Below are 13,306 nucleotides of genomic sequence, written 5' to 3' on the forward strand. Positions count from 1 at the left end.
CAGCATCACTCGCGGGCGGCGAGTTTCAGGACGATGGTCTTGATCTCGAAGGGGCGAAGGTCGAACGAGACGGTGTCGCCTTCGACCTTGACCGCGGCGCCGAGGTCTTCCATCAGGTTGGCCTCGTTGGCGGCGAGGACCTTCGTCTGGAACTTGACGCTGGCACCGGGCGAAGCCTTGCCGGTGGCCTCGTAGAGCCGCAGGACGGCCGTGCCATCCTTGCCCGGCTTGAGGGCCGAGATGACCACATTCGGATTGGCGACGGCGAGGAGGCCCCAGGTCTTGGGCAGGGAGCCGGCGTGAGGTTCTTCCTTGCGGACGACCAGCGGGTGGTTGAACTCGAGCCCCTCGCGATAGACCTTGGCCTCGCGCCAGTCGCCGGCATGGGGGACGACCGCGTAGCGCATCGTCCGCTCCTGGCCGATCTGGAAGCCTGACTCGGACGACATGCCCGGCTCATAGCCGCCGCCGAAGCCATAACCGCCCAGGTGGTGCGAGCGGAGCAAGGAGATCATCATCGTGCCGTTGTCCACGACGTGACCCGGCAGGCCGATGTTGAGGAGCGCGACGCCACGCTTGCCGTCGCCGTGATCGACCCAGTTCTGAGCGGGGAACTCGATGCCCTCGGGACGCTCGCTGGCGCCGAAGGGGATCTCCTGGATGCTCTTGCCGCCAGGGATCGTGGTCGGGAAGAGGGCCCGGTAATGTACATACTTTTCCTGGTTCACCAGCTTCGTGGTGAACTCGACCCGACGCAGGCCGGCGATCACGCGAATGTTGGTCGCGAATTGACCGTTGCTGAACGGGCGGGCGATCTGGAACTCGGAGACGACCGGGCCGACCCCGAAGGTTCCCTTGGCTCCCGGCTTCTCGTTCGAGAAGACCGCCTCGCCGGTCTTGGGGACGGGCTGCTTCGACGTCATGGCAATCCGGCTCGCGCCGTCGAGGCCGCGGTCGAGTTCCCAGAGGTCGCCGCGATCCACCTCGCGAGAGACGACGTTGGCGTGGCCGGATAGGGCCTCCCAGCCGCCTTCCTTGACATGGAGGCCGGTCAGGGCACCCGAGGCCGGGTCGACCGAGAGCTTGTAGAACTCGTTCTCGAGCAGGTTCTCGCCCGAGGCGTTCGGGCCGGTGGCCGGGGTCTTCACCTCTCGGCTCGGCGCGGCGTGATAGGTCTTGTAGCCGAGCGCCGGGATCTCGCGGGCGACGAAGGCCACGCGGGCCGTCCTCAGGCCGCCGTCGCCGTAGCGATCGGCCTTGAGGATCTGCACGGGGACGGACTTGCCCGCGTCGTCGGTGACGACCACGCCGGTGACGCCGCCATCCTCGAAGCCGAGGTCGACCTCGACGAGGTCGGAGCGGGTCCAGCCGAGGCTGTTGAAGACGACGACCGGAGCCCCGGCACCCTGGGTGTCGACCTTCGAGGCGATGGCCTGCCAGCTCGCGTCGAGCAGCTCGCCCGAGCGACGGTTCACGTATTCATAGCTTCGGATCGTGTCCTCATACACGTGATCCGTCATGACGCCCGAGGAGAGGTCGTGGGTCTCGTTGAAGAGGACCGGCTCCCAGGCCTCGAGGATCGCATTCCGATCCACCTTGGCGCCGAGCCAGCCGGCCAGGACGCCGAGCTTCTCGACATTGAGGAGTTGACGCTCCAGGCGACGCATCCACTCCTTGAGCTCGATCCGGCTCGTATACACCCCCTGGAAGAGCGGGTTTAGCTCCCCCTTGAAGGTCGGGAGGTTGCCGCGTTTGGCGATGACCGCCTCGAAGTCGGCGGGCGTTGCGACGCGGATCGAGAACGGGGCTTCACCCTTCGCGTTGAACTCATTCGCGAGCGGGACGAGGTGCTCCTGCGGCTCGCAGACGTCGGCGCCCGAGGGCCCGGCCCGGTCCACGCCGCGGGCCTGCGGATTCAGGAGGTTGTACGACGCCTTGGAGAACTCGAGGAACTTGGGATATTCAGTCGGCGCGGGATACATGATTGCATAACTATGCGCGAGCCAGAATGCGGGGATCTTGGTCCCGTCGAGCCCTTCCCAGATGAACTCGGCAGGGTGATCCATCTTGGGAACGCCCCGGAAGAACCAGAAGGTCTTGTAGCCCCCCAGGGTCATAAGCTGGGGCATCTGCTCGTGGTGGCCGAACGTGTCGATCAGCCAGCCCGTCGTGACGTCGAGGCCGAGCTTCTCGCGGCAGTACCCCTTGCCGTAGAGGATCTGGCGGACGAACGTCTCGCCCCCCGGGACGTTGACGTCGGGCATGACGTCGAGGGCCCCTGCAATCTGGAGCCGGCCCTCGGCGATGTACTTCTTGAAGTCGGCGACCATCTCGGGGTAGCGCTCGAGGAAGGGGCGGAAGTAGGCGACCTGGTCGAGCGTGAAGCGGTAGTCGGGCTGTTCCTTCAGGAGCCGCATCGCCTTGACGATGTGAGTGAGGCCCATCTCCAGGTACTCTTCGCGAGTCTTGAAGACGGCCCCCTCCCAGTGCGTGTGGGGGATGACGTAATACGTCCCCTTCTTCGCCTCCGAGGGCTCGGCGCCCTGGGCGGAGGATGGGGGGCTCGCGGAGAGGGCCGCGAGGCCGCACACGAGGAACAAGCTGCGTTGGAGGTTCATGGAACGACCTCGTCGTGGTGGGTGAGGACCGGCCATCCGGTCGGGATTCCGCCTGACAACGGCTCGAATCAACGGAAGCTCAGTTGAAGCTCGGTCGGGGCCGTGATGGTTGCGTCCAGCCAGAGGGTCCGGCCATCCCAGGCATACTTGCCTTCCTCGAGCGGACGACCGCCCAGGCTGACCTTGATCGGGCCTTTCGCCGCGCCCTCGAGCTCGAACACCGGATTGATGCAGGGCGTCGAAGGCTGGATCACGGCCGAGACCTTTGGGGCGTCGACCATGAGCCGGATCGACCGACGCTCGGGGACGTACGCTTCGTCGGCGAGCCGGGCGCCCTTCAAGGCGAGGCTCGGCGGCGTGGAATAGCTCCTGGCCCTGGCGACGAGCTGGTCGTCGGGCTCGTTCGACATGCCGACCAGCCAGACCCATCGGCGTTCGGCCAGGAGTCGCGACCGCCCGAGGGCGTCCAGGCCGACGTACTCAGAGCTGCGGAGCGGCGTCGGCCGTTCCGCGGCCCAGCTCATGACGCTGTTGTGGCAGGGGGACAGGTGGATCCGATCGTCGATGGCGTTCCCGGTCGCGTTGCCGCGGGCCAGGGGCCAGTGGCTCCCCCAGTAGCAAGGGGTGACCATCTGCCCGGCGTCGAAGAAGGGGCTGAAGATCACCGTCGGGATCGTGTCGAGCTTCGGGTTGAAGGAGATGGCCGAAAGCTCCTCCTGCTTGTTCAGTCGCAGGCGATAGACGGCGGGGAGGCCGTGCTTGACCTTCGCGTCGTCGGGGCTGGCCTTGTGGGGGAACCGGAACTCGCGCTTGGCCCCGTCGAGGAAGAGGGCGTCGACCAGGTTCTCGGGCAAAGTCGCCAGCGGGTACGCATCCTGCGGCGAGAGCACGATGAACTCGGCCAGTTCGTACTCGGCCTTCGGATCCGAGGTCAAGGTCACAACCCGGGTGCCGAAGCCGTCCGGGTAGAAGTGATAGTCCTCGACGGCCGAGTCTCCCCAGACCTGGTAATGCAAGTCCGTCGACTGGTAGCTCCATCGCACATGAACATGCGCCGGGGTCGACTCGATGATCTCGACGCGCCCATAACGAAGGTCCTTGTCCATCAACGGCTCTACGCAGTCGACCGCATCCTTGGGCCTTGAGATCATCTCGGCCCACTCGTAACAGGCCCCAGTGTTGTAACGCCCAGCCCAGAAGGGGATGTAGCTCGAGCCTCGCCAGAAGACGAACCTGGAGCCGTTGGGGAGCGAGATGACCACGTCCTTCAGGGCTGGGTTCCACCCCTGGTTGTACGGCAACGAGGAGAACTGGCCCGAGGCCGGGTCGCGGACCGAGATCGGGGCGTCGAACCTGAGTTGCGTGGCCGTGGCGCCGAACTTGGGATAGGCCGAGGCCTTCGCGACCGCCATGACGGGGATCGACTTCCGCCAGAGTTCCTTGCCGTGACCGTCCTCGATGGCGACGACCAGGGCATCGCGTTCCTGACCCGACGGAGCCGGAGGGATCGGGATCGACGCATGCGACCGCGTCCCGGCCTTCAGGCCGAGCTCGGTCGCCTTCGCCCCCTGGGCGTTCGAGGCGTACCAGGTCTTCACTCGCGCCGCCTGGAAGTCCTCGACCCGACTCAAAGCGGCGACCTCGACGGTGGCGGTCGACTTCGGCCCGAGCAGGAGCCAGTCGGCCGGGACCAGGATCGTGCCGAGGTCGACGGGGTTGATCACCGAGTCGGGATGGGCGACGGCCTCCGCGACGAACGCAGCGGGCTGGATCTTCTCGCGGGCGACCTCGACCGCCGGGCTCGATGCGTCCTTGCTGGCGGAGATGACCAGCTCATCGGCATAGGCCTTGAGGGTGACGCTCGCGGCGAACTTCGGCCCCTCGGCGAACTTCAAGTCCTGCCGGTCGACTTCCTTCCCCTGGTAGAAGGCGGTCAGTTCGTACTTCGAGAGCGGGGGTTTCGCTGTCGACTCGATGACCACGCTGATCGGGGGGCCGACGCGATCGAGCCCGAACGGGGGCCGCCAGGGATGGCCATGGTCGATCTCGACGTGGAAGTCGGACGCGGCGGGGGCGGCGGCTCCGGCTCTCGGATGGCCGAGGCCGAAGCTCATGACGGCCGCCAGCAAGAGCAGGGGGGCCTTCGGGCAGGATTTCATGACGTAAAGACATCCTTCCTGATCGAATGGAGGATGGGCCGGGCCTCGCACGAACCCGGCCGGGGTCCTCATCCTCAGTCTCGCAAGATGGCGCGGACGGCCTCGACGATCCGGTCGGCGTCGGGGCGATACGCGTTCTCGAGGATCGGGGTGAACGGCACGGGGACATCGGCCGACGCGACGCGGGCGACCGGCTGGAACAAGGCTTCGGGGAACCGCTCGGTGATCCCCGCGGCGATCTCGGCGCTCACGCCGCCGGTCTTCGGCCCCTCTTCCACGACGACCACGCGCCCTGTCTTGCGGACGGATTCGCCGATGGTCTCGTAGTCGATGGGGAGGAGGCTCCGCACGTCGACGACCTCGACGTCGATCCCTTCGGCCTTGAGGCGATCGGCAGCCCGCAGGGCCTCGTGGAGCATCAGGAGCCAGGCGAGGATCGTGACGTGCTTGCCCTCGCGACGGACTTCGGCCTTGTCGAGCGGGACGATGTAATCGTCGTCGGGCACGTCGCTGGTGGCGTCCACCGCGCCCGGTTCGGTCCTCGCCCCCTTGGAGCCGTAGAGCAGCTTGTGCTCGAAGATCAGGACGGGGTTGTCGTCCCGGACCGCCGCCTTGAGGATCCCCTTGGCGTCATACGCGTTGGAGACCGCGACGACCTTGATGCCGGGGACGCCGGTGAAGTAACGCTCCATGCTCTGGGCGTGCTGGGAGCCCCGGCCGGTGGCTCCGATCGGGGCCCGCATGACCATGGGGACCTTGATGTCGCCCCCCGACATATAGCGAAGCTTGGCCGCGTTGTTGACGATCTGGTCCATCGCCAGGAAGAGGAAGTCGCCATACTGCACGTCGACGATCGGCCTCATCCCCATGATCGCCGCGCCGACCGCGGCGCCGAAGAAGCCGAGCTCGGCGATCGGCGTGTTGAGCATCCGCTCGGGGAATTCCTGCTCGAGGCCGAGCGTGACCGTGAACGCGCCCCCCCAGCCGCCGGGGACGGCGATATCCTCGCCCAGGCAGAAGACCGCCTGATCCCGGCGCATCTCCTCGGTGATCCCATCGCGGAGCGATTCGGCAATACTGAGACGTCTCATGAGGTTTCGACTCGTCGCGTGACCCTTGAGCCGGGATAGTTTCCTGGACGCGAGATCGAATCCAGGATTAGGCACATCGTCAATTTCGGGATGTCTGCAAGGCGGGAACCGTCAGGCGAGCACGTCCGTCGTCAGCTCGTCGAGCGTCGGCAAGGCCTGCTGGCGAGCGGCCTCTACGGCCGCCTGGAACCGGGCGTCGACCTGGGCGCGGATCGCTTCGAGGTCGCTCGCCTCGGCGATGCCCCCCTCGACGAGCACTTGGGCGAAGCGGTCGATGGGGTCGCGGGCGAACCATTCGTCGCGCTCGGACTGCGGCTGGTAGTGGCAGGCGTCGCGGCGGGAGTGGCCCGTGCGGCGATAGGTCAGGAGTTCGAGCAGGAAGGGCCCCCGGCCGTCGCGGCACTCGGCGATGGCCTCCTTGGAGGCCTCGAGCACGGCGAGGACGTCGTTGCCGTCGATCGTCCGCCCCGAGATCCCGTAAGCTGCCGCGCGGTCGGAGATCTTCGGGTTCCGCATCACCTTGTCGACGCGGGTGGAGGCGCCGTAGTGGTTGTTCTCGCAGACGAAGAGGACGGGAAGGTCCCAGATCGCCGCGAGGTTGACCCCCTCGTGGAAGGCCCCCTCCGCCACCGCGCCGTCGCCGAAGAAGCAGACGACGACGTTGGGCTCCTTACGCATCTTGAACGCCAGGGCCATGCCCGACGCCAAGGGCACGCCCCCGCCGACGATGGCGATGCCGGGAACCATCCCCTTGGCCATGTTGCCGACGTGCATCGAGCCCCCTTTACCCTTGCAGCAGCCGGTCACGGCGCCAAAGAGTTCGAAGAGGAGTTCCTCGACCGACAGGCCCTTGGCCAGGGCGTGGCCGTGGCCGCGGAAGGTGGACGTGATGTAGTCCCCCTCGACCAGCGCCGCACAGACGCCCACCGCCGTCGCTTCCTGACCCTGGCACTGGTGGATCGTGCCCGGCATGGTCCCCTCGAGGAAGAGGAACTTCACCCCCTCCTCGAATTCACGGATCGTCACCATTTGCTCGTAGAGATTCAGCAAGAACGGGCGATCGTAACGGTCGAGCCCTTTCGCCGATCCCGATTCCGAGGCCGTCGACGGCTGCACCATCGGTCCCTCCCTTCGACTGGTCTGTGTATTCGAATCCGGCCGCGCCGGTTCTCAGTAAGCCTCGAGCGCCTCGACGATCCCGCCGAGGAATCCGGCCGCATACTTGCCGTTGACGACGCGATGATCGACGGAGAGCGTCAGGTTCACGCGCGTCTGCACCACCATCTGCCCGTCCAAGACCACCACCTGCGGCATGACCTTGCCGACGGCGAGGATGGCCGACTCGGGCGGGTTGACGATCGCCGCAAACGATTCGACATTCGCCGATCCCAGGTTCGAGACCGTCATCAGGGCCTTCTGCGAGACCCGAGCCTTAGGATCCCCCGATCGGAGCCGATCGACCCCGGCGCGGATCTCGGCCGAGATCGTCTCGAGCGGCTTATCGGCGGGCGAGTCGACGACCACGGTGAACAGTTCGTCGTCGAGGTCCACCGCCACGCCCACGGCGTCGACCCCTTGAGGGACGAGCCGATCGTCCTCGATGCGGAAGGCCATGCGGTCGAACCGCTTCAGGGCCCTGGCGATCGACTGGACGAAGAAGGCATCCCAGGCGAGCTTGGACCCCGAGTCCGCGATGCGAGTCCGGCAGGCCGACATCGGCCCGGCATTGGCCGACGTTTGCAGGTAGAAGTGCGGGACGTTCTGCTTGCTCTCCTTCATCCGACGGACCAGGGCCCGTCGAGGGACGCTCAGCGGCGTCCCCGAGGCAGGGGAACCATTGCCGTTGGCCTTGGCCTGCCGGTTCCTCGCGAAGAAGGAGACGCGATTTGAGGCGGCGGCTGGTGTCGTCGTGGTAGCCGGGGCCGGGGCGGTTGCCGTCGCAGGGGCGGGGCTCGCCGGGGTATGCGGGGTCGCGGCGGCAGGGCGAGAGCCGGCCGTTTCGGGGGCGTCGAAGACGGCGATCACCTGGCCGACGTCCGCCTCGCCGCCGGCAGGGACAGCGATCGACGTCAGGACACCCGTGATGACCGACTCGACCTCCATGACGGCCTTGTCCGTCTCGACCTCGACAAGGGGCTGGCCTCGTCGCACATCCTGGCCGACCTCGACGAGCCAGCGGATTACCGTGACCGCCGACGCATTCGTCGCCAGGTCGGGCAGGCGCATCGTCACTTCCATCAGCCGTCCCCCCGCTCGTCGGCCTTACCGACGCATCCGAGCCAATGGATCCGTTCCAGCACCGCGTCTCGCACGGCCCGCCGGCCGGCGACGAGCAGGTCCTGCTCGCCGCCGATGCCGAGAAGGTGGTGCGGATCGGTGTCGAGCGACTCGCTCGCGAGCCTTTCCTGGATCGCCTTGAGATAGCGTTGCTTGACGTACGTCCCGTAGTTGACCTTGGCGACCCCCAGAGCGATCGCGGCCTTCAGCGAGGCCTCGCTGATGCCCGTGCCGCCGTGGAGGACTAACGGGATCGAGACCCGTTTCTGGATCGCCTCGACCAGACCCAGGTCGAGGTCGAACTCACCCTGGAGCTGAATATGGATGTTGCCGACGCTGATCGCAAGGAGGTCGATCCCCGTCGCCTCGACGAAGGCCGCGGCCGTCTCCGGGTCGGTGGAGTCGCCGCCGTGGGGGTCTCCCCCCTCCGCGCCGCAAGGGAGCTCGCCCAGTTCGGCCTCGACGGCGATGCCGTGGCTGTGGGCGAACCTCGTCAGCTCGGAGACGCGGGGGATCCACTCCTCGGGAGTCGCCTCGGGATCGGCGGGCATGACGAGGTTGAAGCCTCCGGAGACGACGGCCTCGCGCACCCACTCGTCGCGCGGGCACTCGTTGAAGATGAATCCGCAGGGGACCGAGGCGGACTCGGCCGCCGCCTTGCCGAGCGCGGCGTACCAGGCGAGGCGTTCCTTGGCTTTGCGGGTCGGGCGGCTGAGGAAATCGCCGTTGAAGCCGATGATGATCGGCGAGCGGGTCTCCTCGGCGGCGTCGATCACCCCCTGGAGGGATTCGAGGTTCCAGCTCTCGAAGTAGCCGATGGCGTATTTCCCACGCGCCGCCCGCCCCAGGAGCGACCCGATCGGTTCAAGAGACATTCACATCCTCCGCTGACTGCGGGCGCCTCGTGGCATCGGCCACGTAGACGCTCTTGCCGGCGAGTTCCAGTTGCTTGAGGTCGGCGGGAGAGACCGACGCGTCGGTCACCACCGTGTGGATCTGCCCGAGGTCGAGGACCTTGCAGAGGGCCCTCTGGCCGAATTTCGAGTGGTCGACCAGGAGCACCAGTTCCGAGCATCGCCGGGCGACCGCCTGCTTGACCCGGATCGTGGCGATGGCCGACTCGAAGGTCCCCTCGGCCGGCACGAACCCCTTGGTCGAGACGAAGGCACGGTCGACGAAGAAGCGGTCGGCCGCCTCCTCCCCCGAGAGCCCGACGAACGAACCGCTCGCCGGGTCGTACTGGCCCCCGATGCCCAGGATCGTGTTCTGCGTCCCCCGGCCCAGCTCCAGGCAGGCCAGGGCCGAGTTCGTGACGATGGTGACCCCCTGGACGCGGCGAGCGATCAGCTTGGCCAGTTCCAGGCAGGTCGTGCTCGGATCAAGGAAAATCGTCTGCCCGGGCCGGATCAGTTCCAGGGCCTTCTCGGCGATCGCACGCTTCTCCGGGACGTGCAGGGCGAGCCGGCTGCCGAAGTCGGTCTCGTAGTCCGTCGAGCGGGACGTGGCGAACTGGGCCCCGCCGAGCGTCTTGATGACGGCACCCCGGCTCGCCAGGCGGTCGATCTCGCGACGGATCGTCATCGTCGAGACCCCGAGGGCGTCGGCGAGCTCCTGATAGCTGCACGCCCCTCGCCTCTCGAGGTTCTCCAGGATGATCTCTTGTCGGCTCATGGCCATACGCGGCACCTGGGTTTGGGTGAGGTCCGGACAGGCGCGTCGATCGGCCCGAGCCCCATGTCTGACGACGGAGCCGGGACGACCGAGAGGATTTTTCCCAGACACTTCACAGGCATCCGGGACGAGAGGGCTCGCCGAGCACGACCCCTGAGCTTCTCCGACGGCCCCCTCGATAGCCGGAAGGTTCGCACATGATAAGCGTGAAAAATTCTCAGCGACAAGAGCTCAGTGTGAAAAAATCTCAAAATCTATCCCTAATCGGCTCAATCGCGTGAAATCGGAGCGTATCGCATCAATAGGCCGAATCGGGCGGCGAATGGATGCCTGACGAAGTTTCGGAACGGAAATCGCTATAACGGTCGTGCCCCGGTCAGGCCCTTGCGGAATGCGTGCCGGATGGCCTCTCGGCCCCGTTGCTTCTCGGAAGTGGCACGGCTATGAAAGGGGAGGGGAGTCACAGGGTAAGGGCCGAACGTGGGACGCCTCTTCGATTAGGAAAGAGGCATGCCCGACCTTCGGCGATCGGGCGGACGGGCGTGCGGGATTTTCGACGAGGGGACCTCGCCAACCTTCGAGGTGGGCGGGGGGATCCCGTCGCCGTCGCGATGCGACGACGGGCGGGATCCGGTCGAACGGAACGGCCGTGTCCGAAGAATTTGAAACCCGCGTCCGCTCGCGTGAGAAACCTTGATAACGAGTCGGCAGACGTAGCCTGCCCCGGCATTTCGGATCTTATGTAGATGCGTGCCGAAACGAGCAGGCCGCCGTCCACCCGCCCGATGATCGGGCGGGAATCGTACATGACGGTCGTCCCGAACGCACTGAGGAGTTTTGTAAGATGCTGACGTCGTTCTCCGCTTGCATGCTGGCCGCGATCCTAGGCCAGATCCCGGCCGACTCGGCCTGGTTGAAAGCGATCCCGGACAATGTCGACGTGGCGATCCACAGCCGCGGCATGGAGGCGACGCAGAAGGACGTCGTCGCCATGCTCAAGGCCATGAGCCCGACGCTCGCCGACACGGCCGAGCCGGTGCTGACCAACCAACTGGCGACGCTCGAGAATCAGTTCGGCGCCATCGTGGCCAAGTCCCCCTGGGTGGGCGTCGTGAAGATCGCCCCGGGTGCCCCCGGTGGCCCGCCGCCGTTCGCCCTCCTGATCCTCAAGGACGACCATGAGGGGATCCTCAAGGGACTCTCCGGCGGCAAGGAGCTCAAGCTGAAGCACCTGGCCGACGGCGTCGACTCGTTCGATGCCCCGCAGGGGAACGGCACCTGGTTCGCCACCAAGGGGGCCGGCTTCACCGCGATCGGGCCCGACCAGCCTTTGATCACGGCGATCGCCAAACCTACGGGCAAGACGCTGGACAAGGTCCTCAACGAGGCCACGGCGAAGCCCTTCCTCGACGGCGACCTCGGCCTCTTCGTCAACGTCGCCGCCCTGGCGAGCCGCTACCAGGACCAGATCGATGGCGCCCGCAAGGGCATGATCACCGCCCTCGACCAGGCGGCCGAGCAGTCGGGCAACGCGACCTCCATGGAGTCGGTCAAGGATATCTACGGAAAGCTCTTCGACTCGATCAAGTACGCCGACATCCTGACCCTCGACCTCGACGCCGCCGCCAAGGGGCTGCACATCGTCGGGGCCCTGACCGCGAAGGCCGATAGCGACGCCGCCAAGGCCGTCGCCAAGGGCCAGGCCGGCGACGGGGGCGAGCTCGCCCAGTTCGCCGACGACAGCGCCTACTACATGTACATGAACATGAGCGCCGACACGATCGACAGCCTCATGAGCATGTCTCTCCGAATGATGAGCCCGACCGGCAAGCCCTCGCCCGAGATGGAGAAGGCCCGCGCCCTCCTCCGCGAGCAGGGCCGGATCGAGGCCCTCGGCAGCGTCGGCTTCGACAAGGGGATGACGGCCGTCACCGTCTCCCGCGTCAAGGATCCCAAGAAGTACCTCGAGGCGACCCAGGCCATCGCCCAGGCCATGAAGAACAACAAGGACGCGAAGAGCTTCGTCACCGACGTGAAGGTCGAGCCCGATGCCCAGAAGTACAAGGGCTACAGCTTCACCCACATCGGCACGACGATGGACTTCGACAAGCTGGCCGCCCAGGCGGGTGGCGCCCAGGGCGTCGCCGGCATGAAGTCGATGTACGGCGGCGACACCGTCCACAACTGGTACGGCACCGACGGCGAGCAGATCCTCCAGATCGTCGCCCCGAGCTGGGAGTCCGCCAAGAAGGAGCTCGACTCCTATCTCGACACCAAGGGCAAGATCGGCGCGACGGCCGACTACAAGGAGATCCGCTCGCAGCTCCCCGAGAAGAACAGCCTCCTGGCGATCATCAGCGCCCAGGGCCTGGCCAAGCTGTTCGCCACGCAGCTCGCCGCGGCGGCCAACAAGCCCGACCTGAAGCTCCCGACCGACATGCCCAAGGAGCCGGCCCTCTTCGGGCTCTCCCTCGCCCCGAAGGCCCCGAACGCCTATGAGTTCCACTTCATCCTGCCGAGCGACGTTGGCGCGGTGATCGAGAAGGGCTTCGTGCCCCTCTTCCAGAGCCTCCAGGCCCCCGCCGCCCCCTGAGCGCCTCGCCCTCGGCCACGACTCCGATATCCTGAAACGAACCGCCCGACCAGACTTTGGCCGGGCGGTTCCCGTTTTTGGATTCAAGAAATAGCGATGAATCGCGAATGGCCTCCGAGAAATCATGCGACGTGCGAGAACCGCGAGGCCACGGAGGGGAAACCAGGACTCCCAGCGTTGAGATTCGGACCGACATTGTTTCCTGATATCAACGCAACGTCACCGATTCAATTCATAGAGCACTTTTTTACGCCCCACCGACACAAAATGTGCCGATCGCGACGTACGCTTGGTTAGAGCGATGTGACGGTGACGGGGCTCTCCCCCCCGATAGCCCTTGATGCCGAGGGTGAATTACGTCGGGAATGAGCGGCCGGATCGGGACTCGCCAGGGCGGCGATCCCCGCCGAACGGCTGCACACGTCTCTTCTTGCTGGGCAACGTCTGCCCTACGCGAACTCAGGATGGACACGGACCGTCCTGAGCCTCACGCCCCCCACAGGCAAAGGAGTCGACCCCATGTCTTCAAGCACCACTGAGCAACTGCTGCGAGTCCGCCGCTCGGGTTTCACCATGATCGCGGGGATCACCAACCCCTACCTGCAGTCGGAGGATGAGGTCGTCAGGGTCGCCGCCGAGTTGCAGTCACTCATCGAAGGGAAGCAGTATCCCAAGCTCGTGCTCACCTTTGATGGCGTCCGATTCGTCTCCAGCTCGATGCTCGGCCACCTGGTGAAGCTGCACAGGACCATCGCCAAGGCGAAGGGCAAGTTCCGGGTCTGTTCCTTGACCCCCGCGCTCCGGGACATCGTCAAGGCGAGCCAGCTCGACAAGATACTGGACGTCTACGGGAGCGAGAACGAGGCCATCGCCGGCCTCTGATCGCGGACGTTGGCC

General features: G+C 66.2%; 9 protein-coding genes. 2 read left to right on the top strand and 7 right to left on the bottom strand.

The features are described from left to right. Positions 1 to 5: 5 nt before the first annotated feature. The 7 genes from ACOYYX_RS37020 to ACOYYX_RS37050 form a co-directional block, all read right to left on the bottom strand. Positions 6 to 2,618 carry an alpha-mannosidase gene (locus ACOYYX_RS37020; protein ID WP_422927664.1) on the bottom strand — a complete coding sequence of 871 codons (2,613 nt, stop codon included), beginning with the start codon at positions 2,616 to 2,618 and terminating at the stop codon, positions 6 to 8. 68 nt (positions 2,619 to 2,686) lie between these two features. Beyond that, entirely contained in the window at positions 2,687 to 4,777 is a 2,091-nt protein-coding gene (locus tag ACOYYX_RS37025) for a hypothetical protein (protein ID WP_422927665.1), read from the bottom strand. A gap of 74 nt (positions 4,778 to 4,851) precedes the next feature. Further along, positions 4,852 to 5,868 (bottom strand): alpha-ketoacid dehydrogenase subunit beta, encoded by a 1,017-nt coding sequence (locus ACOYYX_RS37030; RefSeq protein WP_422927666.1) that lies wholly within the window; start codon positions 5,866 to 5,868, stop codon positions 4,852 to 4,854. Positions 5,869 to 5,979: 111 nt separating this feature from the next. Continuing rightward, the gene (locus tag ACOYYX_RS37035) at positions 5,980 to 6,987 is read right to left on the bottom strand and encodes a thiamine pyrophosphate-dependent dehydrogenase E1 component subunit alpha (RefSeq protein ID WP_422927667.1); all 1,008 of its coding nucleotides are present in this window, start codon (positions 6,985 to 6,987) and stop codon (positions 5,980 to 5,982) included. A 51-nt stretch (positions 6,988 to 7,038) separates the two neighbouring features. Next, complete coding sequence (locus ACOYYX_RS37040) at positions 7,039 to 8,106, bottom strand: 2-oxo acid dehydrogenase subunit E2 (protein WP_422927668.1); 1,068 nt, start codon at positions 8,104 to 8,106, stop codon at positions 7,039 to 7,041. Continuing rightward, positions 8,106 to 9,020, bottom strand: coding sequence for a class II fructose-bisphosphate aldolase (locus ACOYYX_RS37045; protein WP_422927669.1), 915 nt, complete (start codon positions 9,018 to 9,020; stop codon positions 8,106 to 8,108). Before ACOYYX_RS37045 ends, ACOYYX_RS37040 begins: the two co-directional genes overlap by 1 nt. Beyond that, positions 9,010 to 9,816, bottom strand: coding sequence for a DeoR/GlpR family DNA-binding transcription regulator (locus ACOYYX_RS37050; RefSeq protein ID WP_422927670.1), 807 nt, complete (start codon positions 9,814 to 9,816; stop codon positions 9,010 to 9,012). The genes ACOYYX_RS37045 and ACOYYX_RS37050 overlap by 11 nt, the downstream gene beginning before the upstream one ends. 844 nt (positions 9,817 to 10,660) lie before the next feature. Between ACOYYX_RS37050 and ACOYYX_RS37055 the strand changes: the two genes are divergently transcribed. Continuing rightward, a complete protein-coding gene (locus ACOYYX_RS37055) occupies positions 10,661 to 12,409 on the top strand; it encodes a hypothetical protein (RefSeq protein ID WP_422927671.1) in 1,749 nt (582 codons plus the stop codon). A gap of 519 nt (positions 12,410 to 12,928) precedes the next feature. Continuing rightward, entirely contained in the window at positions 12,929 to 13,291 is a 363-nt protein-coding gene (locus ACOYYX_RS37060) for an STAS domain-containing protein (protein ID WP_422927672.1), read from the top strand. The last annotated feature ends 15 nt before the right edge of the window (positions 13,292 to 13,306 follow it).

The organism is Singulisphaera chitinilytica, assembly GCF_049331405.1.
GTDB lineage: Bacteria > Planctomycetota > Planctomycetia > Isosphaerales > Isosphaeraceae > PoT.

Excerpts from the sequence above, each read along its gene's own strand:
- ACOYYX_RS37020 (WP_422927664.1), bottom strand. The coding sequence starts at position 2,618 with ATGAACCTCCAACGCAGCTTGTTCCTCGTGTGCGGCCTCGCGGCCCTC.
- ACOYYX_RS37025 (WP_422927665.1), bottom strand. The coding sequence starts at position 4,777 with ATGAAATCCTGCCCGAAGGCCCCCCTGCTCTTGCTGGCGGCCGTCATG.
- ACOYYX_RS37030 (WP_422927666.1), bottom strand. The coding sequence starts at position 5,868 with ATGAGACGTCTCAGTATTGCCGAATCGCTCCGCGATGGGATCACCGAG.
- ACOYYX_RS37035 (WP_422927667.1), bottom strand. The coding sequence starts at position 6,987 with ATGGTGCAGCCGTCGACGGCCTCGGAATCGGGATCGGCGAAAGGGCTC.
- ACOYYX_RS37040 (WP_422927668.1), bottom strand. The coding sequence starts at position 8,106 with ATGGAAGTGACGATGCGCCTGCCCGACCTGGCGACGAATGCGTCGGCG.
- ACOYYX_RS37045 (WP_422927669.1), bottom strand. The coding sequence starts at position 9,020 with ATGTCTCTTGAACCGATCGGGTCGCTCCTGGGGCGGGCGGCGCGTGGG.
- ACOYYX_RS37050 (WP_422927670.1), bottom strand. The coding sequence starts at position 9,816 with ATGAGCCGACAAGAGATCATCCTGGAGAACCTCGAGAGGCGAGGGGCG.
- ACOYYX_RS37055 (WP_422927671.1), top strand. The coding sequence starts at position 10,661 with ATGCTGACGTCGTTCTCCGCTTGCATGCTGGCCGCGATCCTAGGCCAG.
- ACOYYX_RS37060 (WP_422927672.1), top strand. The coding sequence starts at position 12,929 with ATGTCTTCAAGCACCACTGAGCAACTGCTGCGAGTCCGCCGCTCGGGT.